General features: G+C 68.1%; 20 protein-coding genes and 1 pseudogene. 8 read left to right on the top strand and 13 right to left on the bottom strand.

Translation table 11 applies throughout. The annotated features are described in order from the left end of the window. Window positions 1–280: 280 nt before the first annotated feature. From OG753_RS32550 to OG753_RS32525, 6 genes and pseudogenes are all read right to left on the bottom strand, one after another. On the bottom strand, window positions 281–1,684 hold the full coding sequence (locus OG753_RS32550) for an 8-oxoguanine deaminase (protein WP_327265157.1): 1,404 nt from the start codon (window positions 1,682–1,684) through the stop codon (window positions 281–283). A gap of 190 nt (window positions 1,685–1,874) precedes the next feature. Beyond that, window positions 1,875–2,798 carry a factor-independent urate hydroxylase gene (gene pucL, locus OG753_RS32545; RefSeq protein ID WP_031149253.1) on the bottom strand — a complete coding sequence of 308 codons (924 nt, stop codon included), beginning with the start codon at window positions 2,796–2,798 and terminating at the stop codon, window positions 1,875–1,877. Between the two features lies 1 nt (window position 2,799). Continuing rightward, complete coding sequence (uraH, locus tag OG753_RS32540) at window positions 2,800–3,189, bottom strand: hydroxyisourate hydrolase (RefSeq protein WP_030715205.1); 390 nt, start codon at window positions 3,187–3,189, stop codon at window positions 2,800–2,802. 2 nt (window positions 3,190–3,191) lie between these two features. Continuing rightward, a complete protein-coding gene (uraD, locus tag OG753_RS32535; protein ID WP_401276138.1) occupies window positions 3,192–3,707 on the bottom strand; it encodes a 2-oxo-4-hydroxy-4-carboxy-5-ureidoimidazoline decarboxylase in 516 nt (171 codons plus the stop codon). Window positions 3,708–4,002: 295 nt separating this feature from the next. Beyond that, a pseudogene (locus OG753_RS32530) lies at window positions 4,003–4,362 on the bottom strand (helix-turn-helix domain-containing protein); the annotation flags it as partial. Further along, window positions 4,359–4,610 carry a thiamine-binding protein gene (locus tag OG753_RS32525; RefSeq protein WP_383193976.1) on the bottom strand — a complete coding sequence of 84 codons (252 nt, stop codon included), beginning with the start codon at window positions 4,608–4,610 and terminating at the stop codon, window positions 4,359–4,361. The gene OG753_RS32525 and the pseudogene OG753_RS32530, both read right to left, overlap by 4 nt. A 195-nt stretch (window positions 4,611–4,805) precedes the next feature. On the opposite strand from OG753_RS32525, the gene OG753_RS32520 reads away from it, so the two are divergent. The 4 genes from OG753_RS32520 (at window position 4,806) to OG753_RS32505 (ending at window position 9,980) form a co-directional block, all read left to right on the top strand. Beyond that, the gene (locus tag OG753_RS32520; protein ID WP_405791141.1) at window positions 4,806–5,639 is read left to right on the top strand and encodes a TIM barrel protein; all 834 of its coding nucleotides are present in this window, start codon (window positions 4,806–4,808) and stop codon (window positions 5,637–5,639) included. Window positions 5,640–5,714: 75 nt separating this feature from the next. Beyond that, on the top strand, window positions 5,715–6,605 hold the full coding sequence (locus OG753_RS32515; protein WP_405791140.1) for a 2-hydroxy-3-oxopropionate reductase: 891 nt from the start codon (window positions 5,715–5,717) through the stop codon (window positions 6,603–6,605). A 210-nt stretch (window positions 6,606–6,815) separates the two neighbouring features. Further along, complete coding sequence (locus OG753_RS32510; protein WP_405791139.1) at window positions 6,816–8,273, top strand: catalase; 1,458 nt, start codon at window positions 6,816–6,818, stop codon at window positions 8,271–8,273. Between the two features lie 588 nt (window positions 8,274–8,861). Then, window positions 8,862–9,980, top strand: a complete 1,119-nt coding sequence (locus OG753_RS32505) for an SAM-dependent methyltransferase (protein WP_405791138.1) — start codon at window positions 8,862–8,864, stop codon at window positions 9,978–9,980. A 90-nt stretch (window positions 9,981–10,070) separates the two neighbouring features. Here the strand turns inward: OG753_RS32505 and gcl are convergent, their stop codons facing one another. Next, the gene (gcl, locus tag OG753_RS32500) at window positions 10,071–11,858 is read right to left on the bottom strand and encodes a glyoxylate carboligase (protein WP_033218096.1); all 1,788 of its coding nucleotides are present in this window, start codon (window positions 11,856–11,858) and stop codon (window positions 10,071–10,073) included. 267 nt (window positions 11,859–12,125) lie between these two features. Here gcl and OG753_RS32495 point away from each other — a divergent pair, with 267 nt between their 5' ends. Continuing rightward, window positions 12,126–12,986: a hypothetical protein gene (locus tag OG753_RS32495; protein WP_405791137.1), complete on the top strand. Its 861-nt coding sequence runs from the start codon at window positions 12,126–12,128 to the stop codon at window positions 12,984–12,986. Window positions 12,987–13,087: 101 nt separating this feature from the next. Beyond that, on the top strand, window positions 13,088–13,576 hold the full coding sequence (locus OG753_RS32490; protein ID WP_405791136.1) for a glutathione peroxidase: 489 nt from the start codon (window positions 13,088–13,090) through the stop codon (window positions 13,574–13,576). Between the two features lie 85 nt (window positions 13,577–13,661). Here the strand turns inward: OG753_RS32490 and OG753_RS32485 are convergent, their stop codons facing one another. Beyond that, complete coding sequence (locus OG753_RS32485) at window positions 13,662–15,353, bottom strand: AMP-binding protein (RefSeq protein WP_405791135.1); 1,692 nt, start codon at window positions 15,351–15,353, stop codon at window positions 13,662–13,664. A gap of 97 nt (window positions 15,354–15,450) precedes the next feature. After that, window positions 15,451–16,572, bottom strand: coding sequence for a winged helix DNA-binding domain-containing protein (locus OG753_RS32480; protein WP_405791134.1), 1,122 nt, complete (start codon window positions 16,570–16,572; stop codon window positions 15,451–15,453). Window positions 16,573–16,737: 165 nt separating this feature from the next. Here OG753_RS32480 and OG753_RS32475 point away from each other — a divergent pair, with 165 nt between their 5' ends. Further along, window positions 16,738–17,916 carry a magnesium and cobalt transport protein CorA gene (locus OG753_RS32475; RefSeq protein WP_405791133.1) on the top strand — a complete coding sequence of 393 codons (1,179 nt, stop codon included), beginning with the start codon at window positions 16,738–16,740 and terminating at the stop codon, window positions 17,914–17,916. A 223-nt stretch (window positions 17,917–18,139) separates the two neighbouring features. Here the strand turns inward: OG753_RS32475 and OG753_RS32470 are convergent, their stop codons facing one another. From OG753_RS32470 to OG753_RS32455, 4 genes are all read right to left on the bottom strand, one after another. Further along, window positions 18,140–18,796: an HNH endonuclease gene (locus OG753_RS32470; RefSeq protein ID WP_405791132.1), complete on the bottom strand. Its 657-nt coding sequence runs from the start codon at window positions 18,794–18,796 to the stop codon at window positions 18,140–18,142. Between the two features lie 197 nt (window positions 18,797–18,993). Next, a complete protein-coding gene (locus OG753_RS32465; protein WP_405791131.1) occupies window positions 18,994–20,517 on the bottom strand; it encodes an AAA family ATPase in 1,524 nt (507 codons plus the stop codon). A 116-nt stretch (window positions 20,518–20,633) separates the two neighbouring features. Continuing rightward, window positions 20,634–20,990 (bottom strand): S1 RNA-binding domain-containing protein, encoded by a 357-nt coding sequence (locus OG753_RS32460; protein WP_405791130.1) that lies wholly within the window; start codon window positions 20,988–20,990, stop codon window positions 20,634–20,636. Between the two features lie 35 nt (window positions 20,991–21,025). Then, window positions 21,026–21,532, bottom strand: a complete 507-nt coding sequence (locus tag OG753_RS32455) for a tyrosine-type recombinase/integrase (RefSeq protein WP_405791129.1) — start codon at window positions 21,530–21,532, stop codon at window positions 21,026–21,028. A gap of 62 nt (window positions 21,533–21,594) precedes the next feature. Between OG753_RS32455 and OG753_RS32450 the strand changes: the two genes are divergently transcribed. Continuing rightward, window positions 21,595–26,172, top strand: a complete 4,578-nt coding sequence (locus tag OG753_RS32450) for an AAA family ATPase (RefSeq protein WP_405791128.1) — start codon at window positions 21,595–21,597, stop codon at window positions 26,170–26,172. Window positions 26,173–26,202: the final 30 nt, after the last annotated feature.

The following is a 26,202-nucleotide window of genomic DNA, read 5'->3' as shown; positions in this document are numbered from 1 at the left end:
CTTGTCCCAAGGGGTGCAGAAACGATTCGCCCGATCATCGATTCCGCGCTGCGGTCCAGTCCTGGGCCCCGGCCGGACCCGGAAGGGGAGCCGGAGTGAAGGCTGGAGGTGCCGCGGCAATGGCGCGCTGCGCACGCCGTAGGGCAGGTGTCACGAGTCACCGCCCCCGGGGGCGCCTTCGGATTTCCTCAGGCGCGTCCCGGGAACGGCTGCCCACGGACCCCGCTCGGGTCCGCGGCTGCCGGCCGGAGGCCGTCCCCCCCGGCCGGACTCCGTGGGATCAGGCCTGCGCGGAGATCCGCGCGAGGCGCTGGGCCTCTTCCCGGGTGGACACGGCGATGGCGTCCTCGTCGGCGAAGAGGAGGCGGTTGTTCTCGACGATCTGCTTGCCGTTGACGAACGACGCGGTGACCGGAGCCGCCGCACCGAAGACCAGCGCGGTGACCGGGTCGGCGATCGAGGAGTGCAGGAAGGTGTTCAGGTTCCACAGCACCAGGTCGGCGCACTTGCCGACCTCCAGCGAACCGATGTTGTCGGCGCGGCCGAGGACCTGCGCACCACCGTACGTACCGAGGCGCAGGGCCTGGCGCGCGTTCAGGGCTCGCTCGCGGTGGACCGGGTTCAGACGGTTGATCAGCAGCGCGTTGCGCAGCTCGGTGTGCAGCTCACCGGACTCGTTGGAGGCGGTGCCGTCCACGCCGAGGCCGACCGGGACACCGGCGGCGAGCATGTCCGGGACGCGGGCGATACCGGCGGCCAGACGGGCGTTGGAGGACGGGCAGTGCGCGACACCGGTCTTGGTGCGGGCGAACGCGGCGATGTCGGAGTCGTTCATGTGGACGCTGTGCGCCATCCACACGTCCTCGCCGAGCCAGCCGGTCGACTCGAAGTAGTCGGTCGGGCCCATGCCGAACAGTTCCTTGCAGAACTGCTCTTCCTCGACGGTCTCGGAGCCGTGCGTGTGCATGCGCACGCCCAGCCGGCGGGCCAGCTCGGCGCCCTGCTTCAGCAGCTCGGTGGAGACCGAGAAGGGGGAGCACGGGGCGACGGCGACCTGGGTCATCGAGTCGAAGGAGGCGTCGTGGAACTTCTTGACGGTCGCCTCGGTGTCGGCGAGCGCACCCTCGAGGGTCTCCACCGCGTGGTCCGGCGGCAGGCCGCCGTCCTTCTCGCTGCGGTCCATGGAGCCACGGGCGAGGGTGAAGCGGACGCCCATCTCGGAGGCGGCGCGGATGATCGAGCCGGAGAGGTCGCCGGAGCCCTTGGGGAAGACGTAGTGGTGGTCCATCGCGGTGGTGACGCCACCCTTGGCCATCGCGGCGAGGGAGCCCTGCGCGGCCGTGTACGTCATCTGCTCGTCGATGCGCGCCCACGTCGGGTACAGCGCGACCAGCCAGTTGAAGAGGTTGTGGTCGGTGGCCAGACCACGCGTGATCCACTGGTAGAAGTGGTGGTGCGTGTTGACCAGGCCGGGGGTCACGAGGTGCCCGGTGCCGTCGATGCGGCGAACCACGTTCTCGAGGTTCTCGGGGGCCTTGCCCGCGCCGATGAACTCGATCCTGTTGCCGGCGATTACCACGTGACCCGAGGCGTACTCGGTGTCGTTCGTGTCGACGGTCGCGATCGCACAGTTCTCGATGACGATGCGCTCGACCGCGCTGTCAAGGGCTGCCGATGCTGCCATGGGACTTCCTCGTGCTTTCAGTGGCGGTGGGGGCACGGCAAGGCCCGGGAATTTGAGTGCCGGAGCCGGGGGCCTTGACAGCTGACAGTACTGCCGCCCCGCGTGATACGTCCGGGTGCCGATTCAGGAAGCTGGAGAGTGTCGCGCGGTCCCGGGGCCACTGCGGAGCCCCGGGACGCGCGTGCCGTGATCAGAGGTTGGTCATGTCCACGGGGATGCGGGCGTCCACACCGTCCCGGAGCACAGTGGCCTCGATCAGACCGTAGGGACGGTCCGCGGCGAAGTACACCTCGTTGTCGTTCTTGAGGCCGAAGGGCTCCAGGTCGACGAGGAAGTGGTGCTTGTTCGGGAGCGAGAAGCGGACCTCGTCGATCTCCGAACGGTGGTTGATGATGCGCGAACCCATCTGGTACAGGGTCTGCTGCAGCGACAGGGAGTAGGTCTCCGCGAAGGCCTGCAGCATGTGCTTGCGGGTCTCGGCGTAGGACTTCTCCCAGTTGGGCATCCGCTGCTCGTCGTCCGACCAGTTGAAGCGCCAGCGAGCCGACACCTGGGTGGCCAGGATGCGGTCGTAGGCCTCCTTCAGCGTCGTGTACTTGTCCTTCACGTAACCCCAGAACTCGGAGTTCGTGGAGTTCATGACGACGAGGTCCTTGAGGCCGGAGATGACCTCCCAGTTCTTGCCGTCGTACGTGATCTGGGTGACGCGGGTCTCCATGCCCTCACGGACGAAGGAGTGGTTCACCTCGTCGGAGCCGATGAACTTGGAGTTGGCGTCCGAGGTGGCGATCCGGGACCAGGAGTACTCCTCGATCCGGATGCGCGCCTTCTGGATCGGCTCCTGGCTGTTCACGAACCAGCGCGCCAGGTGGATGCCGAACTGCTCGGCGGACTCGATGCCGTACTCCTTGGCGAACGCGTACACCGTGTTCTTGGTGGTGTCCGTCGGCAGGACGTTGGCGTTCGAGCCGGAGTAGTGGACGTCGTCCATGTCGCCGGAGAGGGCGACCGAGACGTTCAGGTCCTTGATGTGGTGCGTGTCGCCGTCCCGCGTGATCTTGACGACGCGGTTCTCTGCTTTGCCGTACTGGTTCTGGCCCAGAATCGTGGCCATGCTAGCTCCCTCGGTAAACGGAGTAGCCGAACGGGTTGAGCAGCAGCGGTACGTGGTAATGCTCGCCCGGGTTCACCGCAAACGTGATGGTGACCTCGGGGAAGAACGCACCGCTGTCCCTTACGCGGGGGGCGTCCTGCTGCGCCTCGGCTTGCTTCTTGGAGAAGTACGTCTCGGTCTCGAAATCGAGACGCACGTGAGTGGTGCCCTCCGGCAGCGCCGGCAGGTCCTTGCAGCGCCCGTCCGCATCGGTGGCGGAGCCGCCCAGGGCCGCCCACTCACCGTCGAGGCCCGTGCGGGCCGACAGGGAGATGGCGACGCCCTCGGCGGGCTTGCCGATGCTGGTGTCCAGGATGTGCGTGGACACCGACGCGGTGGTCTCGGTGCTCATGGTCACGCTCCTTCTGCGAGTTCGACGAGGCGGGTGAGGCGGATCTTGTTGATCTTGACGAGCTCGCCGCGGGCGATCTCCCGCTCCTGCTCCGGCGAGTTGTCGATCCGGACCTTGACCGCGTCACGCATGAACTCACCGGTCGCACCGGTGGCGCAGATGAGGAAGACGTGGCCGAACTTGTCCTGGTAGGCCAGGTTCAGTTCGAGGAGCTCGGTCTTGAGCTCCTCCGAGGCACCGGCCATGCCACGCTGCTCGCGGGCGGAGGTCGGGTCTCCCGGCTTCGGCCGGCCGATCGGCGCGTGGCCTCCCATCGCTTCACCCAGGTCGTCCGCGGTGAGCTCCGCCATGGCGGCTTCGTTCGCGGCGAACAGGGAATCGGCGGTGGTGAAGGGGCGCTGGGCGAGCATCTTGCTCCCCCACGCCGAACTGGCGCACACCTCGTGCAGCTCGGCCGTGGCCGCGCTGTCGTCCAAGGTGTTGAACCGGGTGAGACCCGGGGTCGGACTCGAAGTCACGGTAGGCCTCCGTGGCCTGTTGTTGCTTTGACGGGCTGCGCATAGCTAACGCCCTCCACAACACGGCGTCAACACTTTGTTGAAACTTCCCGTACACAAAAGCCGCCGCCCGGGTGAATTGGGCGGCGGCTCGTCACGCTGAGTCAGAGTTCGTTCACTCCCGGGTGGTCCGACCACCCCTGCCGCCCTTGCCGGTGGCCTCGCCGTCGGCGGCGTCGACCGCGCCGCCGGCCGGCTCGCCGACGCCCTTGCCGGCGCCCTTGTCGGCGCCCTTGTCGGCGCCCTTCGGGGTGGCCGAGTCCCTGTTCAGGTAGTTGTAGACGGTGAAGCGGCTCACGCCCAGCGCGCCCGCGACCGTTTCCACGCCGTGCCGCACGGAGAAGGCGCCCCGCGCCTCCAGTATCCGTACGACGTCCTGCTTGGACTTCCGGTCGAGCTGCGCCAACGGTACGCCGTACCGGCGCTCCAGGGCCGCCAGGATGTGATCCAGCGAGTCCGAGAGCTGCGGCAGGCGCACGGCCAGCAGGTCCCGGCCCTCCCAGGCGAGCACGACGTCGTCGGGCTGCGCCAGGGACGGGTCCATCAGCTCGCCGCCCATGGCGTCCACGAGCGGCTTGACCGCGGTGACGAAGGGGTGGTCGCGGGGCTCGGTCATGAGACGTCCTCCCCGATCACGTTGACCTGGAGCGAGACGCGCGTTGCGCCGGCCTCCAGGGAGTCGCGCAGCAGCGCGCCCACCGCGGCCAGCACCCGGTCGGCCTCACCCTCGGCGGTGTTGCCGAACGGGCCGACGTCCACCGCGTCCAGCTGGGCCTTCTGGATGACCTCGCGGGCCGCCACGGCGTGGGCAGGAGCCTCTTCCAGATCGAAGGGCTCGGTCGTGAACTCCACTCTCAATCGCACGCCGTCAAGCTACCCGGGCAGGAAGGGGCGGCGCGACAGCGCCCCCACGGCGGAGCGCCCCCACGAGGGGCGGCGGCCGGGCGACCGGCAGGGGGATTTTTCGGGAGTCCGCACTTGACATCCGCGCGGAGGCCCATGCAATCTTCCATCAGACAGAAAATAACTTCCGCAATACGGAAGGAGCGCACACCCCTCATGGGATACACGGACCAGCGCTTCGATGTAAACCTGTCGATCCTCTTCACGGAACTCCCGCTCCTGGAGCGCCCCGCGGCTGCCGCCGCGGCGGGCTTCACGGCGGTCGAGCTGTGGTGGCCCTGGATCGAGACCCCCACCCCCGCACAGGAGGAGCTGGACGCCCTCAAGAAGGCTCTTGAGGACGCCGGCACCCAGCTGGTGGGCCTGAACTTCTACGCCGGCCAGCTGCCGGGCCCGGACCGCGGCGCGGTCTCGGTTCCCGGTGCGGAGTCGGAGCGCTTCAACGCCAACATCAACGTGGCCGCGGACTTCGCGGCCTCGGTCGGCTGCAAGGCGCTGAACGCCCTCTACGGCAACCGCGTCGAAGGCGTGGACCCGGCCGTTCAGGACGAGCTCGCGCTGGAGAACCTGGTCGTGGCGGCCCGCGCCGCGGACCGCGTCGGCGCGATCCTCCTGATCGAGACCCTCAACAAGCCCGAGTCGCCGCTCTACCCGCTGGTGAGCGCCCCGGCCGGCATCGAGGTAGTGGACAAGGTGAACGAGGCCACCGGCCTCGGGAACGCCAAGTTCCTGCTCGACCTGTACCACCTGGCGATGAACGATGAGGACCTCGGCGAGGTCATCGAAAAGTACGCCGCCAAGACCGGGCACGTCCAGATCGCGGACAAGCCCGGACGAGGTGCCCCCGGCACCGGCGAGCTGCCCCTCGAGGAGCTGCTCGACCAGCTGAAGAAGGCCGGATACGAGGGCTACGTAGGCCTGGAGTACAAGGCCGCCGACGCTGCCGCTTCCTTCGCATGGCTGCCGGCCGAGGCCCGCGCCGCGAAGTAGGCGGACAAAGTCCAGGCGATCAGCCAGGCACCCCCCGCGCTTTTCGTACGAAGCATTAAGAGAAGGACCCTCATCATGAGCAACCTCCCCAAGATCGCGTGGATCGGCCTCGGAATCATGGGCTCGCCCATGGCCGAGAACCTCCTGAAGGCCGGCTACTCGGTCACCGGCTTCACCCTGGAGCAGGACAAGCTGGAGCGTCTGGCCGCCGCCGGCGGCTCCGCGGCCGGCTCGATCGCCGAGGCCGTCAAGGACGCCGACATCATCATCACGATGGTGCCCGCCTCCCCGCAGGTCGAGGCCATCTCCTACGGTGAGAACGGCATCCTGGAGAACGCGAAGTCCGGCGCGCTGATCATCGACATGTCGTCGATCACCCCGCAGACCTCGGTCGACCTGGCGAAGAACGCCGCCGCCAAGGGCATCCGCGTCATCGACGCCCCGGTGTCCGGTGGCGAGGCCGGCGCCATCGAGGCCGTCCTGTCGATCATGGTGGGTGGCGAGCAGGCCGACTTCGACGAGGCCCTGCCGGTCCTCGAGGCCCTCGGCAAGGTCATCGTCCTGTGCGGTCCGCACGGCTCCGGCCAGACGGTGAAGGCCGCCAACCAGCTCATCGTCGCGGTGAACATCCAGGCGTGCGCCGAGGCCGTCGTCTTCCTCGAGAAGTCCGGCGTGAACCTGCAGGCCGCCCTGGACGTCCTCAACGGCGGTCTGGCCGGCTCCACGGTCCTGACCCGCAAGAAGGACAACTTCCTGAACCGCGACTTCAAGCCCGGTTTCCGGATCGACCTGCACCACAAGGACATGGGCATCGTCACCGACGCCGCCCGCAACGTCGGCGCAGCCCTGCCCGTCGGCGCTGTCGTCGCCCAGCTGGTCGCCTCGCTGCGCGCCCAGGGTGACGGCGGCCTGGACCACTCGGCCCTGCTCCGTGCCGTCGAGCGCCTCTCCGGCGCTCAGATCTGAGCCCTCCCCCTCACCCGGGGGACCTGAGTCTCCGGACGGCGCCGGTGCTGACACCTGTCCTGTCGCGCCCAAGTGCCGGTGCCGTCCGGATTTCCACTCACCTTCAACTTCGTTCAACAAACTGTTGACGTTTAGTTCTCGCCGAATTTAGGCTGTTCCGCATGACGGAAGACGCTTTCCGTCAGCAGTTACCCCGTACGGAAGGTCACCATGTCGAAGCGCACGCTGACGACCGAGTCCGGCGCCCCGGTCGCCGACAATCAGAACTCCGCCACCGCCGGCGTCGGTGGCCCGCTCCTGGTCCAGGACCAGCAGCTCCTGGAGAAGCTCGCCCGCTTCAACCGTGAGCGCATCCCGGAGCGCGTGGTGCACGCCCGCGGCTCGGCGGCGTACGGCTACTTCGAGGTGACCGACGACGTCACCGCCTACACCAGCGCCGCGTTCCTGAACACGGTCGGCAAGAAGACCGAGACCTTCCTGCGGTTCTCCACCGTCGCCGACTCGCTCGGCGGCGCGGACGCGGTCCGCGACCCGCGCGGCTTCGCGCTCAAGTTCTACACCGAAGAGGGCAACTACGACCTCGTCGGCAACAACACCCCGGTGTTCTTCATCAAGGACCCGATCAAGTTCCCCGACTTCATCCACTCCCAGAAGCGCGACCCCTTCACGGGCAAGCAGGAGCCGGACAACGTCTGGGACTTCTGGGCGCACGCCCCCGAGGCGACGCACCAGATCACCTGGCTCATGGGTGACCGCGGTATCCCGGCGTCGTACCGTCACATGAACGGCTACGGCTCCCACACGTACCAGTGGACGAACGAGCAGGGCGAGGCCTTCTTCGTCAAGTACCACTTCAAGACGAACCAGGGCATCCGCAGCCTCTCGGGCGAGCAGGCCGCCGAGCTCGTCGGCAAGGACGCGAACTCGCACCAGACCGACCTGCTGCAGGCCATCGAGCGCGGTGTGAACCCCTCGTGGACCCTGTACGTGCAGATCATGCCCGCCGCCGAGGCCGCGGACTACCGCTTCAACCCGTTCGACCTCACCAAGGTGTGGCCGCACAGCGACTACCCGCTGCAGCGCGTGGGCCGTCTGGTCCTCGACCGCAACCCGGACAACGTCTTCGCCGAGGTCGAGCAGTCCGCCTTCTCCCCGAACAACTTCGTCCCGGGCATCACCGCCTCGCCGGACAAGATGCTCCAGGGCCGTCTCTTCGCCTACGCCGACGCCCAGCGCTACCGCCTCGGTGTGAACCACACCGTGCTGCCGGTCAACGCCCCCAAGGCGACGAAGGCCGACAACTACGGCCGCGACGGCGTCATGGCGCTGCGCAACGGCTCGCGCCACGACAAGAACTACGAGCCCAACTCGTACCAGGGTCCGGCCGAGACCAGTCTGGCACTGGGCGCCCCGAAGGCCGTCTCCGGCTACACGGGCACCCACGAGGCCCCGGCCCACACCAAGGACGACGACTTCTTCCAGGCCGGTGAGCTCTACCGCCTGATGTCGGAGGCCGAGAAGCAGCGTCTGGTGGCGAACATCGCCGGCGGTCTGTCTCAGGTCACCCTGGAAGACGTCATCGAGAAGAACCTGGCTCACTTCCACGCCGCCGACGCCGACTACGGCAAGCGCGTCGAGGAGGCCGTCCGCGCCCTGCGCGACGCCTGAGCCACCCAGATGTACCGGGGGCCTGACGGGAGGTCAGGCCCCGGGTGCTCAGCCCGACCCGTGGACCCGGATGAGGGGTGGTACACGGTGAGGGCAGGACGAGGACCGTGGCGAGCGTGCGAGCCAGTGCGGTGGTAATGGGTTCCGAGGCCCGTCTCTTGACCTGAGGGAGACGACGCCGGAGTTCTCGTCGCCCGCCCGCCACGGTCCCAGCCAACCCTCTTCGTACAGGGGCTACGCACAGAGCCCCCTGCACGCGGAGGTACCCACCTCCCCACACACTCCGCCCGGCGGTGCGAACGTCCTGTCGCGCCAGCCTCGCACCGTCGGGCGGTAACAAACCAGAGCGCCGAGTCACGGACGGTCCCGTGACCCGGCGCTTTGTCGTGTGCGGCGGCCCCTACCAGCAAGCGTCCCTACCAGCGGGTGCCCCTACCCGCGGCCGTCCCTACCCGCGGCCGTCCCTACCAGCGGGCGTCCAGTGTGCTGCGCCTGGCCGCTCCGCCCCGGCGGGTGAGCGCCGACGCACGCGGCGAAGCCCCGAACGGACGCGCCCTGCGGGCCGGCGGCAGCTGGTTGAATGGCCGGATGGATCTTCAGGTGTTCCGCGCCCTGCTGTCGGATGAGGGGCAGAGCCTCCTGGCGGCCCTGGGGGAAGCCGGCCCGGGCGGAGAACCGGACTCCGCGGCGACGGCCACCCTGCGGCGGAGTGGTCCCGCACTGGTGGCGGCGGCCGAGGAGCAGGTCCGGCTGCGAGGGCTCGCGGCCGCCAAGTTCGGGACGTACGCCTCCCGCATGTACTTCACCCCGGACATGGTCGAGCTGTCCTCCCACCTGGCCGTGACCGAGTACAAGCTGGACCGCGTGCGCGAGATGGGTGTGGTGCTGGTCGAGCCGATGTTCCTGGGCAGCGGAGCCGACGCCCTCGTACTGGGCCGGGAGTACTACGCCCTGGCCGTCGACCCCGACCCGCTGACCGCCGCGATGGCCGTGGCCAACGAACAGGCCCTGAACGGCAGGAGCGACCCGTCGCTCATCGCCGCCTGCGAGGACATCGCCGCGTTCGGCGGTCGGGGCGAGGCCGACTTCATCGACCTGATGCGGCCTCCGGGGCCGGACGGGGGCCACGACCCCGAGTCGTACGATCCGCCGCTGTCCTGGGCCCTGGAGCAGGTGCGCACGACCGGCCTCGGCTGGATCCGGCTCGCGCCCGGCCTCGTACCCGGGGCCGTACCGGACCTCGGGCGGGCCGACGAGGCCGAGTGGATCTCGTACGACGGCGAGGTGCAGGAGCTGGTCCTGTGGTTCGGCCTGTACCGCAAGCCCGAACCGGTCACCGTGCGCAGGGCCACCGTGCTGCCCGCCGGTGCCTCGCTCACCGCGCGCGGCCTGCCCGAGCCCTCCGTGCGGCCCGCGGGCCGCTACGTATACGTACCGGATCCGGCCGTGGTCCGCGCCGGGCTGGTCGCCGAGGTCGCCGAGGACATCGCCGGCGGGCCCGTCGACGGAGGCGGCACCCTCCTCACGTCCGACGAGTTGCGGCATACGCCGTTCGCGACGGCGTACGAGGTCATCGACGTGTCGGCGCACGCGCCGGAGCCGGCCGGGTCGGTGGAGTTCGTCGTCGCCGCGGCCGACGGCGCCACGGCGCTGACCGCCGTACCCGTACCCGTACCCGTACCTGCCCGGATCCCGCAGGCTCCCTGAGGGCCCCGCAGGGCGTTCGCGGAGCGCGCGGACGGCCCCCGCCCTCCGGAAGGAGGGACGGGGGCCGCCGGGTGGTGCGGGGGGGGGGGATCAGACCTGCAGGGCCTTGATCGCGGTCGGGGCGTGGCCCGGCTCGGTCGCGAGCTCTTCGAACTCGGTGACGTCGCTCATGTCGACCGTCTTGCTCATCGCGATGTTGGTGATGCGCTCCAGGATGGCCTCGACGACGACCGGGACCTGGAACTCCTGGGCCAGCTTCTTGGCCTCCTCGAAGGCCTCGCCCAGCTTGTCCGGGTCGGTGACGCGGATGGCCTTGACGCCCAGGCCCTCGGCGACCTTGACGTGGTCGACGCCGTAGACGCCCAGCTCGGGGGTGTTGATGTTCTCGAACTCGAGGTTGACCTCGAAGTTGATGCCCAGGCCGCCCTGCGCCTGACGGATCAGACCCAGGTAGGCGTTGTTCACGAGGACGTGGACGTAGGGGACCTTGTGCTGGGCGGCGACCGCCAGCTCCTCGATCATGAACTGGAAGTCGTAGTCGCCGGACAGCGCGACGATCGGGGTCTCGGGCTCCGCGGTGGCGGCACCGATGGCGGCCGGGATGGTCCAGCCGAGCGGGCCGGCCTGGCCGCAGTTGATCCAGTTGCGCGGGCGGTAGACGTGCAGGAACTGCGCGGCCGCGATCTGGGAGAGGCCGATGGTGGTGACGTAGCGGGTCTCGGGACCGAACGCCTTGTTCATCTCCTCGTAGACGCGCTGCGGCTTCAGGGGGATGTTGTCGAAGTGCGTACGGCGCTGCAGGGTCGCCTTGCGGTCCTGCGCCGAGGCGGTCCAGGCGGAGAAGTCCGGCAGCTTGCCCTCGGCCTTGAGCTCCTTGGCGATCTCGATGAAGAGCTCCAGCGCGGCCTTGGCGTCGGAGGCGATGCCGAAGTCCGGGGCGAAGATCTTGCCGAGCTGGGTGGGCTCGATGTCGACGTGGACGAACTTGCGGCCCTTGGTGTAGGCGTCCAGGTTGTAACCGGTGTGACGGTTGGCCCAGCGGTTGCCGATGCCGAAGACGAAGTCCGACTCCAGGAACGTCGCGTTGCCGTAGCGGTGCGCGGTCTGCACACCGACCATGCCGGCGGCCAGCTCGTGGTCGTCCGGGATGGTGCCCCAGCCCATCAGGGTGGAGATGACGGGGACGTTCACCAGCTCGGCGAACTCGACCAGCAGGTCGGAGGCGTCGGCGTTGATGATGCCGCCACCGGCGACGATCAGCGGGCGCTCCGACTCGAGCAGGAACTGCAGGGCCTTTGCGGCCTGGGCGCGGGTGGCCTGCGGCTTGTAGACCGGCAGCGGGGAGTAGGTCTCCGGGTCGAACTCGATCTCGGTCAGCTGGACGTCGATCGGGAGGTCGATCAGGACCGGGCCCGGACGGCCGGAGCGCATCAGGTGGAAGGCCTCCTGGAACACGCCCGGGACCTGCGCGGCCTCCAGGACGGTCGTGGCCTTCTTGGTGACGGGCTTGGCGATCGAGGCGATGTCGACGGCCTGGAAGTCCTCCTTGTGGAGCTTCGAGACCGGGGCCTGACCGGTGATGCACAGGATCGGGATCGAGTCCGCGATCGCCGAGTACAGGCCGGTGATCATGTCGGTGCCGGCCGGGCCCGAAGTACCGATGCAGACACCGATGTTGCCCGCCTTGGCACGCGTGTAGCCCTCGGCCATGTGCGAAGCGCCCTCGACGTGGCGGGCGAGGGTGTGCGCGATGCCGCCCACGTTCTTGAGCTCGCGGTAGAACGGGTTGATCGCAGCACCGGGGACACCGAACGCTTGTTCGACACCCTCGAGCTTGAGGATCTCCACTGCAGCGGCGGCGGCTGTCATACGAGGCATCGAGTTCTCCTGCGGGTCTGGCGGTCAGGCTTTTCCGTAATCCGGAAGTTTTGTTCTGCTATACGGAACAAGCTAAGCGGCGGGTCCTTCGACGTCAAGGCGGCAGGGGACCCCGGAAGCCACCAAAAGCCGCAAGTCGGTCGCCGACTTGTACAAATCACTGATCCGCCGGCGGGAATCCCCCGGAAATGGCGTGCACCCTCCCCCCGACGGTCGCCGGTGGTGGAGCATGGACCTACGGACAGCGACGGAGGGGGTCCAGGTCTCATGGCGGAAGCGGTACCGGTGCGCTGCCCGGCGTGCCTGCGCGAGAACGGCTACACCGCTCCGGTCTTCCCCTGCGCGTGCGGAAGCCCGGTCCATCCCCCGCTGGATCTGGCGGCGCCACCGGTTCCGCTGACGCACCGCACCTGGTCGGAGACCTGGGTGACGGTGCGCTGCACGGCCTGCCGACGGGAGAGCGAGTGGCCGCATCCGGAGCTGGGCTGCGGATCGTGCGGGACGGTGGTCCTGATTCCGGTGCACCCGCTGGAGCGGGCGGACAACGGGAGCGGCGCGGGTGCGGGGGTCGCGGGTACGGGCACTGCCGCGGGTACGGGCATCACTGCGGGGCCCGGGACCACTGCGGGCCCGAGCGGTGCGGCCCCGGGCTCGGACCGGCCGGACCCCGGCGCCGCCGGGCCAGGGCCCACGGGCGGGCGCCCGGCGCACATCCCGCCTCCGCCGGCCGCACCGGTGCCGCGGCCCGCCTTCCGGCCGGTGACCATCCGTACGGCCCGCGACGCGGTGGCCACGGCCGCGCTGTACCTGCGCTGGCTCGGTTTCCGGGACGTACGGCAGCCCGACGGGCGCCCGATCCCCTCGGCGGCCGTGGACCTGCGGGCTCCGGGCCTGGTGGCGCAGGTGGACCCGACCACCGCGCCGGCCGGACTGCGGGCGGTGGAGTGCGTCTGGCTGAACGGCCTGACCGCGTCCGCGACCAGCGTCTACTTCTCCCTGGCCGGGTACACGAAGGACGCCCGGGCGCGGGCGGACGACCTCGGGATACCACTGTTCGTCATGGACCTGACGGGCATGCCGCAGCCGGTCAACGACCCGGCGGACGCGCTGGTCGGCCCGGACGCGTAGGCGGCGGGCGGGCAGCGGACGGGATCCGCCATGATCGGCGCGCCCGGCGGGCTACCCCCTAAGCTCGTAGGCATTGCCTACTTCCTGCCCAGGAGAGCCCGATGAGCCTGTACGACATCCCGCTGACCACCCTGTCCGACGAGCCCACCAGCCTCGCCGCCCACAAGGGCAAGGCGATCCTCCTGGTGAACACCGCCTCGCAGTGCGGGCTCACCCCGCAGTACTCGGGACTGGCCCGCCTGCAGTTCACGTACGAGGAGAAGGGCTTCACGGTCATCGGCGTGCCCTGCAACCAGTTCGGCGAGCAGGAGCCCGGCAACGCCGAGGACATCCAGACCTTCTGCGCGGCCGGCTTCGGCGTCACCTTCCCGATCCTGGAGAAGTCCGAGGTCAACGGCGAGAACCGGCACCCGCTCTACCAGGAGCTGGTGAAGACCCCGGACGCGGACGGCGAGGCCGGGGACATCCAGTGGAACTTCGAGAAGTTCCTGATCTCCCCGGCCGGCGAGGTCGTGGCGCGCTTCCGCCCCCGCACCGAGCCCGAGGCCCCCGAGGTCATCGCCGCGATCGAGGCGAACCTGCCCGCGTAGGCGCTGGCGCCCGCGTAGGCGCTGGCGTAGGCGCTGGCGCCGGCACCCCTGCTCGCGCAGGCGCTGGCGCTCGCGCCCGTCGCGCTCAGCCGAGGTCGGCCTCGTCGTACTCTCCCGCCGACCCGGCCGCGGTGAGCTCCCGCAGCTCCACCCGGCGGATCTTGCCGGACACGGTCTTCGGGAGCTCGCCGAACTCGATGCGGCGGATCCTCTTGTACGGGGACAGCACCGCGCGGCAGTGCGCGAACAGCACCCGGGCCGTCTCCGGCCCGGGCTCCCAGCCGCCCGCAAGGGTGACGTACGCCTTCGGGACCGCCAGCCGCAGCTCGTCCGGGGCCGGCACGACGGCCGCCTCGGCCACCGCCTCGTGCTCCAGCAGGGCGCTCTCCAGCTCGAACGGGCTGATCTTGTAGTCCGAGGCCTTGAAGACGTCGTCGGAGCGGCCGACGTAGGTGAGGTAGCCGTCGGCGTCGCGCGCGGCGATGTCGCCGGTGCGGTAGAGCCCGTCCGCCATGGCCTCGGCGGTGCGCCCCGGATCGTCGCGGTAGCCGGTCGTCACCCCGGCGGGCCGGGTGCGCAGGTCCACGCAGAGCTCGCCCTCGTCGGAGGACTCCTTGCCGGTGACCGGGTCCAGGAGCACGATCTCGTAACCGGGCGCCGGGCGGCCCATGGATCCGGGCTTGACGGGCACCCCGGGGAAGTTCCCGACCTGCAGGGTGGTCTCGGTCTGGCCGAAGCCGTCGCGGATGGTCACCCCCCAGGCCGCGCGGACCTTCTCGATGACCTCCGGATTGAGCGGTTCCCCGGCGGCGACGGCCTCGCGCGGGGGCTTCGCCAGCCTGGTGAGGTCGGACTGGATCAGCATCCGCCACACGGTGGGCGGGGCGCAGAAGGTGGTCACGCCGTGCCGGTCCATCTCGGCCATCAGTCGCTCGGCGTCGAAGCGCGTGTAGTTGTGGACGAAGACGGTGGCGCCGGCGTTCCACGGGGCGAAGAGATTGGACCAGGCGTGCTTGGCCCAGCCGGGCGAGGCGATGTTGAGGTGCACGTCACCGGGGCGCAGCCCGAGCCAGTACATGGTGGAGAGGTGACCGATGGGGTACGAGGCGTGCGTGTGCTCGACGAGCTTGGGGCGGTCGGTGGTGCCGGAGGTGAAGTAGAGCATCAGCGGGTCGGTGGCGAGGGTCTCGCCGTGCGGCGTGAAATCGCCGTCGGCACCCTCCGTGTCCGCCAGCCGCAGCCACCCGACGGGGACCCGGTCGCCCGCGGCGATCCGCGTGTAGTCGCCCGGCACCTCGTCGAACTTGGCCGTGTCCTCGGTGCGCGCGATGACGTGGCGCACCTGGCCGCGCTCGACCCGGTCGCGCAGGTCGGCCGGGCCGAGCAGGGGGGTGGCGGGGATGACGACGGCGCGGAGCTTCATCGCGCCGAGCATCACCTCCCACAGCTCGCGCTGGTTGCCGAGCATGACGAGGATCCGGTCGCCGGGCCCGACACCCTGCTCGCGCAGCCAGTTGGCGGCCGCGCCGGACCGTACGGCGAGCTCCGCGAAGGTGAGGCTCCGGCTGGTGCCGTCCTCCTCGACGATGCGCAGGGCGTCGGCGTCGTTCCCGGCGGCGATGTGGTCGAACCAGTCCAGCGCCCAGTTGAAGCGGTGGGGGCGGGGCCAGGTGAATCCGGCGTGGGCGGCCTCGTAGTCACCGCGGCGCTCCAGCAGGAAGTCCCGCGCGGCCAGGAACTGGGCGGTGGCGCTGTTCTGCGTGCTGTCGGTCGTCATGACAGGCATCGTGCCGCGTTCGGCGTACGGATCACCAGTGCGGCGTCAGCCGTGAGTTGACGGTGGTCGGGCGCCCGGCGGGTGCGCGGGGCGGGTGTCAGGGGTTGATCGGCCCGAAGCGCACGGACGGGTCGCTCCGGGCGGCCGGGTCGCCCATGGCGGCGATCATCTTCTCCCCCTCGGCGACGATCTCGTCCTTCGCCGTCTTCGGCACCCGGCCGAACAGCTCGACGGTGAGCTCCTGCCCCTCCAGTTTCCACAGGCCGGCGAGGAACCCGTCGACGAGCAGGGTGCAGTGGGCCTGATTGCCGGTCCACGAGCGCCCCTTGATCTCGGGGGCGACCACGCGGGTGCGGTCGGCGTGGGAGAGCAGCAGGTTGTCGAACTCGGGGAGGAAGCGGGGCGGCGCCGGGGTGTCCGCGTCGGGGCGGGGGGCGTCGGGGAGGTCGAAGAGCTCCACGCCGTTCTCGTCCTGGAACACGGCCAGGCCGGGGCGCAGTCGCTCGAAGGCCTCGCGCAGCCGGGTCAGTCCGGCCCAGGTCTGCATGTCCTTGACGGAGGCGGGGCCGAAGGCGGCGAGGTAGCGCCGTACGACTTCGTCCACGGGCCGGGCCGTCGCCGCTTCGGCATCGGCGCTCTTCCCGAGCCAGTTGTCCAGGGTGGTGAGGCGGACCTGGCCGCTGCGCCCCCACACCCCGCGGGGTGTGACCTGGACCAGCGGCAGCCGGCAGCGTGCGGCGACGGACAGCGACTGCGGGTCGGCGTCGGGCCATTCGCGGAGCAGTTCCTCACGGAGCTCGCCCATGGTGCGCGGCTCGTTCTCGACGAAGGCGCGGGCACGCTCGGCGAGCCGGTCCAGGTCCACTCCGGCCAGGCCCTTGCGGAAGTAGTTGACCTCCCGGTCGCGGGCCGGCTGGACGAGGGGCCTGAGCGTCAGGGCGTCGTGGGCGGTGTGCGTGTGGATCGTCGACCGCATGGTGACCATCCGGACCACTGCGCGGGATTCCATGAGCCCGGCCAGCTCGTCGGGCCGGAAGCCGGCGAGCCGGGCGTGCAGCTGGAAGTAGGGCGGCTTCACGTTCTGCGCCTGGAGTCCGAGGAGGTGCTCGACGGCGTCCTGGGCGGACATCTCGGCGCGGCTCAGCAGCAATTGGCGGGCGAGCGTGGCACGGTTCAGAGCGCGGGTGCCGAGTACGGGGTGTGTCGTCCTGGAAGCCATGACAGCACGCTAACCCCCCTTGCGGACAGCATCTGTCCGCAACGAGCAACTCCACGCCGAAGCCGGAGGCGGCCAAAAAGCAGACCCCTTTCCATGGGGCGCCGTTTTCCCCCTATATCCTGCCCCTTGCCCGTAAACAGACGTTCGACCGGGAGCTGACCTGCGATGCCGGAGCGCCCAGACCGCGACCGCCGCCCCTCGCCGTCCGCCGCGAAGCGGGCGGGCTGGCGCCGCCCCGCCTCCCCACCGCCGGCCGCACCTCCGGCGGGACCGCCGACCGCGGCCCCGCAGCCGGCCCCGACGGCCGCCGCTCCCCCGAACCACCGCAGCGTGATCGACTCGGCCGTCTACCGCGACGGCCGCCGGATCGCCTCCCCCGCCACCCTGGCCGACACCTTCCGGCAGCTGCGCGAGGAACCCGACGGGATGGCCTGGATCGGACTCCACCGGCCCACGGAGCCCGAACTCCATTCCTTGGCTGGCGAGTTCAACCTCCATCAGCTCGCGGTCGAGGACGCCCTGGAAGCCCACCAGCGCCCCAAGCTGGAACGCTACGGCGACACCCTCTTCGTCGTCCTGCGGGCCGCCCGCTACCTCGACGCCCAGGAGGAGGTCGACTTCGCCGAACTGCACATCTTCGTCGGCCCGGACTTCCTGATCACGGTCCGCCACGGCGGCGCCCCGGACCTCTCGGCGGTCCGCCGCCGCATGGAGGCCAACCCGGAGCTCCTCTCCCTGGGCCCGGAAGCCGCCCTGTACGCCATCCTCGACGCGGTGGTGGACGGTTACGCCCCGGTCGTCGAGGGCGTCCAGACCGACATCGACGAGATCGAGACGGAGGTCTTCCGCGGGGACCCGTCGGTCTCCCGCCGCATCTACGAACTCTCCCGCGAAATGGTCGAGTTCCAACGCGCGACGCGCCCCCTGGTCGGCATGCTCCACGGCCTGATGGCGGGCTTCGCGAAGTACGGCACGGACGAGGAACTCCAGCGCTACCTCCGCGACGTGGCGGACCACGTAACCCACACGAGCGAACGCGTCGACGGCTTCCGCCAGGCCCTCACCGAAATCCTGACGGTCAACGCCACCCTGGTCTCCCAACAACAGAACGCCGAAATGCGCGCCCTGGCCGAGGCCGGCTTCGAACAGAACGAGGAAATCAAAAAAATCTCCGCCTGGGCCGCCATCCTCTTCGCCCCGACCCTGGTCGGCACGATCTACGGCATGAACTTCGAGGACATGCCGGAACTGAAGTGGGCAGGCGGCTACCCCTTCGCGATCCTCCTCATGGCGGTGGTCTGCGTCAGCCTCTACGTCATCTTCAAGAAGCGCGACTGGCTGTAGACAGCACAGCAGCACCATTAATCAACTTAGCTTCTGCGAAATCCTAAGAGTGGCTCGCAGGGCCCCTGGGGAGAGTCTGGGGAGAATCCGCAGGCCACCCATGGCGGGCACTCCCCCGCACCTTGGGGCCGGCCCGCCCGGCCCACCGACGACCTTCGACGGCACGCGGTTGCGGAGGGTAACGGCAACTGGTCGCCAGCATCCACATCATGAGGTGTCGTCGTCAGCGCAGGAAGGCGCCGCGGCAGAAGGCATCGTCCGCTGCCAGGGTCCGGTAGGTGACGCCTTCCCACCCGTTGTACTCGACGGCCAGCCGACTGGCGGCTGCGTCCAGCAGGTATGCACGGACCATGGCCCCGCCACCAGCTCGCAACTGCCCCTCAAGGGACTGCTGGATGTTCCTCAGGGTCCGGTTGGCTTGGGAGGCATACAGCTTGGCCAGGCCAAAGCGGTTGAAGTGATGGTGGACTCGGGCCGCGAGGACATCGCCCCAAGTCGGGGGTACGGTTACGAAGAACGCCAGCCGCAGAGGGGCCTCGTGAATCACCCGGGCGTCCAGCCATTGGTCGCCGTCGACGCGGTCAAGATAGGGGTGCAGCAGCGTCCCGGAAACGTCGGCGGACCAGTATTCGCCCTTGGTCCGGTTGCATTCGCCGCACGCCGGTATGAGGTTCAGCGGATCAACGCAGAGGGCTGGGAACGAGCTCTTGGGCACAAAGTGGTCGAGCTGACTGACTCTGCCCCAACCGCACAAGGGACACCGCTCGTCCTCTGCGGCGTCCATGAGGTCGTCGTAGATCGCCCGACCTGGACTTCTTTTGTCGACCATTCCGTTCTTGTAGATCCAGTCGATGGCGTTCCTGTCGGATACGCCAGGCACCTTGAAGTCGTCTTCCTTAAGTTGGTGCAGGTCTTGTGAGGCGGCGGCTCTCCGGAAGCTGCGAGCAGCCTTCTCTATCGCACTTGCGGCGTCGTTCAGCCGAGTACGCCGCCTCTCGGTCCCCATTTCGCGTGTACGTGAGATACAGGTCTCGTAACTGCGGCCGGGGAGGTGCCGGGGTAGGTCTAGAGGCCACATCAGCGGCCTTCGCCCGCTGCCTTGTCGGCGAGGAGGATCCTCACAAGCCCCTTGGCTTCCCCCCCAAGCTGGCCACCAAAGTGAGCGAGAACTTCTTCGTAGGATGCCATCTCTTGGACGGCCTTCTCGATCTCCGCATGGAAACCGGACTCGCGTACCTCCAGTCCGAAGATCTCGTGAGTGAGGACTCCGACATTTTCTCCGAAGGTCTCGATGCGTGGGCGGCGAGGTCGACCGCCGGGTCGGTTGATCTTCCACACGCACGACCGGGGTACTTCCTGCAGGACCACAGGTGAGTGCGTGGCAAGAATGGCAACACCGTTGCGATGGGCGAGAAGGTTCGACAGAGCGCGGACGAACGCCGACAGCAACGGTGGGTGAAGATGGGCCTCGGGTTCGTCGAACAAGACGAGGGACTGCTCAGCCACGAGCTCCACGAGCTTGGTGATCGTGAGCAGGACGATCGCGTGTCCCGAGCTCAACTCGGAGAAGATCTCCTTGGCGTAACCGGGAACCCTACGGTCTTTTGGGGTCAGCCGACTGTGGGGAGGGTGGCCTGCGTAGTCGTGGATGCGGGAACGAGCGAAATGCGGGTCGGCACTGAGATGCTCAAGAGCCGTGACCCAATCCCGCCACCTACCCGTCGCCTCGATCTCCAGAGTGGAGAGCTCGAACTCTTCCGCCAGTTCGTCTGGGGACTTACGCCGGTCGGAGTCATTTTGGGCCGCCAGACCCACGTATTCGGAGGGAATCTGGGGAACACCATGGCCGTCTGCAGCAGGGAAAGAATCGAATGCACTGAAGGTGACCGATACCTCGTTAACGAACTGCGCGCCCCCCACAGTGCCAGCAACGTCTAGGTGCTCGATGACGCCGTCCACAGCCGGAGCCAGCCCCGGACGGGTCACTGCATCCGCAATGTTCCGTAGCAGCGTGGTCTTTCCGGCACCGTTCCGCCCGATGAGGATGTGAATGTTGCTGGCCGGGTTGGAGGCCGGGTCGACTTCGAACGTGAGGGTCTGCCGTGCTTCCTCATCACCGGCGGCCCGCGGGGGAGACGTATACCGGAAGCTGTAGTTCGTGAGCGGGGCGCCTCCCTTGGCAACCCGCCGGTATTGAGTCACGACCGTTTGTACCTCTACGCCCCGGAGGAGTGACTTCTCCGTGACCGGCTCGCCCATCGCTGTATCAAAGGATCGCTGGCCGTGGGCGATGTCGCCTAGAACGTTAAGGATCCTCTCGCGAGCGAAGTCGCTGACGTAGGTACGAAGCTCGTCGTAATACTTCAGATCTCCCAGGGAGAACCAGCGGGGGCCGCCTGGTGTGTTAAGGATGTTGAACTCGCCCTGTGGCAGTGGGCTGAGGCCTGGCTGCTGGCCTGCGCAGGCGATCTTCACTTTGCCGATGTACTTGGGGATGCGTCCACGCCGACGCCCGCCGGGAGAGAATAGCCAAAGATCGAAGGTCGTCCGGTAGTGGAAGTCGTCCCCTGCGTCGGGCACAAGAACGACGCGAGTCTTCATCCCGGCTTCCTCAGGGCCTTGGCCGTGAGGAAGGACTTCGAACTGCACGAGGGACCCCAGTGAAGGAGGCGGCGGCGCCCTCGCTGTGGAGTCCTGGCACCCGGACCCCCCGAACCCTATATCGGCCCCACTCTCGTACGGGTGTTGGCTCTCAGAATGGTCACGTTCGCTAGTGTTGTGACCGCATAGGTTCCCCGGGTTGAAAACAGGGCCATGCCCTTCACCAGCCTGGGGCATCGGAAGTCAGGGAGACCTGCGGTCCGTAGGGCGAGGGACAACCGGCGTCCTTCTCGATCGACCTGGGTGGCGACGGCCGTGACATCGTCACCGACCTGGACGTCATCGTCCGGAGCCTCCACGGACGTCACTGCGAGGTCTCGAGGATGGACCAGCCCTTCGATCCCGTCAGCGACTTGGACGAAGACGCCGAGGACGGCCCAGACCTGGCAGAGGTGACGGCGGGGTTGGAACATTGCCGGGCGCAGGCGACCGCTGTTGGTACGGGCTCTCAGATGCTGCCGTGAGAGGAAACGAGGCCCTCAGGTACGTACTCGGGCAGCGTGCCGAGCAGTGCGTCGATGGCCGCGCGGCCCTTGCCGCCGGCCTCCGGCATGAAGTGGGCATAGTGGTCGAGGGTGATGGTCGAACTTGAGTGACCGAGCCACCGGGCGAGCGTGACGATGGACTCGCCCGCTTCGAGGAGGACCGAGGCGTAGGTGTGCCGGAGCACGTGGAAGCCGTCCTTGCGTGAAGCCTTCCACCGCGCGCCCTTCTCCCGTACGGGAATGACTCCGGCCGCGGCGAGGGCCGGCTTCCAGGCCTCGCCATTGAAGATGTTGGTACGGATGGCGTTGCCGTACGTCGTCGTGAGGACGGGCGGGAAGCTCTGCTTCTCCCGGTCAGGCTCCGGTCCGCCCCAGGGGAGCTCGACGTCGACCGCCCGGATGGTCGAGGAAGTACGCGGCCAGTTCCGTCCTGAGCATCCGCCCGTGATGCCGACCCAACGTCGTGACACAGCACGGGTGGCAGTTGCTCAGCCGCGGCACCATTGTCAGTGGGGTAGGACAGCATGAATACGTGGACTATGACCTCACCAAACTCGGCTCTCGCGACTTCGAGCACTTAAGCCAGGCTCTGGCATTGCACGTGCTCGGGCCTGGGGTAGAAGTATTCGGCGACGGCCCCGACGGCGGGCGCGAAGCCTCCTTTGACGGCCTGCGCGAGTTTCCTTCGGCAGACTCCCCCTGGCGGGGATACGGGGTGTTGCAGGCCAAGTTTCGCCAACGGCCGGAAGGGGCCGGTGACGATGCCAAGTGGCTCATCAGGCACATCACTGCCGAGCTGAGGGCATGGGGCAACCCCCAGTCAGGCAGAGCCCTGAACGGAAGGATGCCCGAGTACATCCTCTTCACAACGAACGTAGTGCTGTCCTCCAGTCCGCGCTCCGGTGGGATTGACCGCGTCGAAGAGGCGATCGCACAGGAGGTGCAGAAGCTAGGCCTGCCGCTGAAGGGCTGGGCAGTCTGGCACTACGAGAAGATCTGCCGCCTCCTCGACGACCGGCCAGGCCTGCGCCGGACCTACGCCCACGCCGTCACGTCCGGCGATGTGCTCTCGACGCTGCAGGATGCACTTGCGGAGGGCCGCATCCACGAAGCAGGCCCTACCGCAAGCGCGCCAGTAGGGCTGCCCAAGGAGCTGCGCTCTCTCATCGGGCGTAAGGCAGAAACTCATCAAGGATTGCACCAACTGGCGGCGGAGGGAGCTGCGGACAGGCGCTTCGTAGTGGTCACCGGCCCGCCGGGAATCGGGAAGAGCGCTCTCGCGCTCCGCCTCGGGCGGCTCAGCGCAACGAAGTTTACTGACGGGCAACACCACGTAGACCTGTCACCGACCTTGCCCGGCGACAGCAGCGCCGATCTAGTGCCGGAACTGTTGCGCGCCATCCGGCGGCCCGGCGAGGCTCTGCCAGAGGACCGACAACAACAGGCGGTCATGTTGCGCGCCACATTGGCCCAGCTGCAGGTCCTGATCCTCATCGACGACGTCCCGTCAGAGGCGGCACTCCTCGAACTGCTGGGCATGGAAGGCCCCTTCGCAGTGGTATGCACCAGCCGCGCGAAACTGAGCGGGCTGACCGGCCTGGTCCACTTCATTGAGCTCGGTCCCCTGTCGGTGGAACAGAGTCGCGAGCTGATCGAGGCTGTCACGGACTCGCCCAGGTTGTCCGACCAACAGACCAATTCGCTGGCAGACGCATGCGGCGGCCATCCGCTGGCGTTGCACATCGCGGTCGCCCACCTGGCGCGCCGCCCCCGGATGAACGTGGATGAGTACCTTCTGGAGATTGCCAGTCCGGACCACGGGCTTCAGGCATTGACTGCAGGCCAGACGGCTCTCGAACCGGTCATCGAACGAAGCTTCGCGGCTCTGAACCCCGATCAGGCGATGCTGCTCGAGTCTCTCGGCATGTTGCCTCACATCTCCATCACCCCTGATGTGGCTGCCGCGGCACTGGTCTCCTCGATGTCAGACATCGATGACTCAGCCGTCAGGCGCGCCGCCCAGCTGCTCGACTCACTGTTCGAGCTCAGCCTCATCGAGCAGGTCGGCGATGAGCGGTACATGTTCCACGAGGTCCTGCATAGATTCGCGCGCCTTCAGTCGACCACGGCCGTCCAGGGGCGTCGCGAGGCCGTGATCAGCCAGACCTGCTTCCTGCTCGCATACCGGTCCCGCTCGGCGACCCATGCGATCGGCTTCGTCGATGAAGCGGCAAGCCTTCCCGCTGACAGCAATGCGTCAGCTCTTCGCCTGTTGGAGGCCGACCGCCCTGGAGCCGTCGCGATGACGGGACTTGCCCATCAGCATCGCCTCTGGAACCCCCTGGTCGTGCTGGCAGGAGAGATCACTCCATGGCTGCGCCACGGCAGTCACTGGAAGGACATTGCGCGCGTCTACCAGTTCGTACTCGACGCCGGTTCCGCATCCTCTACACAGAACTGGCAAGCCACGGCGCTGCACAACCTCGGGACGGCCGCAGGGCACCTCGGGGATACCGCGGCGGCGGCCGAGTTCTACGAACGCTGCACACGTACGGCCCACGACGCTCAGGAGCCCTATCTCGCCTTCCTTGCCCAGCTTGGGCTCGCCGGACTTCTGATCAACCTGGGGCGCGCTCAAGAAGCCATTCCACTGCTCCGACAAGGCCTCGGCTTCTGGAGACTGGTCGAGGACAACGCAGTTCTCGCAAGGGCTCTCAGGGACCTAGGCACCGCGTATCGACTCGTCGGCAAGATCCGCCGTTCCGACCACTACTTTCGCAACAGCAGGCGCGTGTCGCAGCGTATCGGGGAACCGCCCCTCATCCGAGGCGAGTTCAGCACGATTCTGCGCACACGGAGCGCCGCGGAAGCCGCGCTGGAAGCCTGCCGCGACATCGAACGGGCACGGGCTGTGGGAAGCCCCGAGTGGGAAGCCACAGCCATGCTCAGGCTCGCATCGGTCCTTCCGACAGACCGGCCGTCCTCGGCCCCTGAGAATCCACTTGAGGCCGCGCTGGACATCTATCGGAGGACGGGAGACGTACGCGGCCAAGTCCGGACGCTTCATCTGCTCGGCACGGAGGCCGCCGAAGCGGGACAGATCCAGGAGGCAGCCCAGTATCTCAGCGAGTGCGCTCACCTCGCCGATGAGATCGGCGACATCGAACGAGGCGCGATCTCCTTCGCCTACCTCGGGTCCTACTCGGGCGGTGTGGGCCAGCAAGAAGAGGCCGAGGCATACTTCGCCGACGCCCAGAACATGGCTCAGGCGACCGGGAGCCCGCTAGTACTGGCACAAGTCCACGAGCGACAGGCCAATTACTACCGGCTCCAGGGGCGGAACGACGAGGCTTTATCACTCCTGGACCGGGCGGTTCGCCTGATGGAGGACACCGACGAGGTCGGTGGACTGGCCCGGGCCAGGGCCGCTCTGGGCGAGGCCTTGGTGGCCGCCGGACGGTGGCAGGAAGGCGCACGGGTCCTGCAAACCGTCCTGTCGGTGATGTCCGACGGGGCATCCCCCGAAACCCGGGCCCAGGCCTATCGCTCCATCGGCGTCCTCTACTCCCGCCGCGGCCTGCATGCGGAGGCGGCGTCGGCGATCACCCGGGCACTCGCCTATTGCGAGGACGCCCGGCATCAGACCGGAGTCATGCAGTGCCGCCTGGCACTGGGTAACCTGCACGCCCGGCAGAAATCATGGCCGGAAGCCTTGGAGGAATACCAGGCGGCGGCAGAGATCGCCCTTGCGCGCAAAGATCTACACGTGCTTCTCACCGCCCGCAGCATGATGGTCACCTGCCGCCTCAACGGTGAGGACGCTACCGAGGCCATCGAAGATGGTCGCCAGCTGATTCCGCTGGCCGATCAGCTGGGAATGCGCACAGCCAAGGCGGCCCTACACTCCAACATCGCCTCCCACCTTGCCAGGAACGGGCACCACAAGGAGGCAGTCAAGGAATTCGGCATGGCCTTGACCATCGCCGATGAGCTGGCGGATCACGCCTTGCGAGCGTCCTTCCTCCAGAACCTCGCCCGTTCGCGTATGGCCCTGGGCGACATGACAGATTCTCGAGATCTGGCACGCGACGCCTTTGCCGTCCACCAGCGGCTGGGCCACTGGTCCGAGGCCGGCGAATCCCTGCTGTTTCTGGCGCAACTGCACCACGCCCTCGCGCCTGACGAGGAAGACCCGCCCATGTCGGAACTCGTGGGAGCGGGTCAGCGGATCGACCGACGCGTCTTCGCCGCCGTGTGGGCATTGGCGCGCAATCAGGCGGAGGACGGCCACGGCACCGTGCCAACGGTCCCGACCGTCAGGCGGAGGATCAACATTGCGGACAGCATCCGCCGAGAGCTACGCGGCGTCGACCTGGAGTCTCTGGCCTCTAGCCTCCGAAACACCCGAAATTGGTGCTTCGCTTGCAACCTGCCGATCGAGGAGACCGGGGACGCGGAGCTGCTCCTGCTGCGCACCGGGGAAGCAGACACCGTTCGGGTGCGCCTGGCTCACTCCCACTGCGTGACGTCGGATGTCATCGAGATCAAAGACCAGGTCCACGAAGAACCCCAGGAGGACTTCGAAATCGAGTGCATCCTCTTCGGAGGGGACACGGCCGGAGTCATCATTGACTGCTACGGCGGCTTGGGAATCGACAGGCAAGACGGCAAGCTTCGTGACGTACTGCTGGAACTCTTCCGCGGCGTCGGCTTCGTGGATCTACAGCCCATGATCGTCAGGGCTGACGGTAAGCCAGTGGACATGCGCGACATCGCCGATGTCGACTGCCTCCGAGCCCACTTGAACGGCGCCTTCCTGACCATCACGGGACCGGACGGTGTGATCCTCGGCCGCGCACCCTTGAGCTTCCTCCCTCAATGGTACGAGAGGGCCCGCGCAGGTTCCCTGGTCGTGGTGCTCGGCAGGAACCTCCAAGGCATGGCAGCCGACGATCCGTCCTACCTCGTGCGAGCCATTGCGTTGGGAAAGGCGGTCGGCGCCACTGTCGCATTGAGAGTGACACAACCCAGCCGCAACGGCCCATGCGTCTGCGCTCCTAGGGCCGGACGCAAGTTCAAGAGATGTTGCGGGAGGCGAAGCGAGGCATAGAGAACACAGCGGCCGTCGGGAAGGAAACGT

This window comes from Streptomyces sp. NBC_00029 (genome assembly GCF_045160505.1).
Lineage (GTDB): Bacteria > Actinomycetota > Actinomycetes > Streptomycetales > Streptomycetaceae > Streptomyces.
This window is presented reverse-complemented; position numbering and strand designations above follow the sequence as displayed.

What these genes read in the sequence shown, in the direction of transcription:
- OG753_RS32550 (WP_327265157.1), bottom strand. Translation starts at nt 1,684, where the DNA reads ATGGCAGCATCGGCAGCCCTTGACAGCGCGGTCGAGCGCATCGTCATC.
- pucL (WP_031149253.1), bottom strand. Translation starts at nt 2,798, where the DNA reads ATGGCCACGATTCTGGGCCAGAACCAGTACGGCAAAGCAGAGAACCGC.
- uraH (WP_030715205.1), bottom strand. Translation starts at nt 3,189, where the DNA reads ATGAGCACCGAGACCACCGCGTCGGTGTCCACGCACATCCTGGACACC.
- OG753_RS32520 (WP_405791141.1), top strand. Translation starts at nt 4,806, where the DNA reads ATGGGATACACGGACCAGCGCTTCGATGTAAACCTGTCGATCCTCTTC.
- OG753_RS32515 (WP_405791140.1), top strand. Translation starts at nt 5,715, where the DNA reads ATGAGCAACCTCCCCAAGATCGCGTGGATCGGCCTCGGAATCATGGGC.
- OG753_RS32510 (WP_405791139.1), top strand. Translation starts at nt 6,816, where the DNA reads ATGTCGAAGCGCACGCTGACGACCGAGTCCGGCGCCCCGGTCGCCGAC.
- OG753_RS32505 (WP_405791138.1), top strand. Translation starts at nt 8,862, where the DNA reads ATGGATCTTCAGGTGTTCCGCGCCCTGCTGTCGGATGAGGGGCAGAGC.
- gcl (WP_033218096.1), bottom strand. Translation starts at nt 11,858, where the DNA reads ATGCCTCGTATGACAGCCGCCGCCGCTGCAGTGGAGATCCTCAAGCTC.
- OG753_RS32495 (WP_405791137.1), top strand. Translation starts at nt 12,126, where the DNA reads ATGGCGGAAGCGGTACCGGTGCGCTGCCCGGCGTGCCTGCGCGAGAAC.
- OG753_RS32490 (WP_405791136.1), top strand. Translation starts at nt 13,088, where the DNA reads ATGAGCCTGTACGACATCCCGCTGACCACCCTGTCCGACGAGCCCACC.
- OG753_RS32485 (WP_405791135.1), bottom strand. Translation starts at nt 15,353, where the DNA reads ATGACGACCGACAGCACGCAGAACAGCGCCACCGCCCAGTTCCTGGCC.
- OG753_RS32480 (WP_405791134.1), bottom strand. Translation starts at nt 16,572, where the DNA reads ATGGCTTCCAGGACGACACACCCCGTACTCGGCACCCGCGCTCTGAAC.
- OG753_RS32475 (WP_405791133.1), top strand. Translation starts at nt 16,738, where the DNA reads ATGCCGGAGCGCCCAGACCGCGACCGCCGCCCCTCGCCGTCCGCCGCG.
- OG753_RS32465 (WP_405791131.1), bottom strand. Translation starts at nt 20,517, where the DNA reads ATGAAGACTCGCGTCGTTCTTGTGCCCGACGCAGGGGACGACTTCCAC.
- OG753_RS32460 (WP_405791130.1), bottom strand. Translation starts at nt 20,990, where the DNA reads ATGTTCCAACCCCGCCGTCACCTCTGCCAGGTCTGGGCCGTCCTCGGC.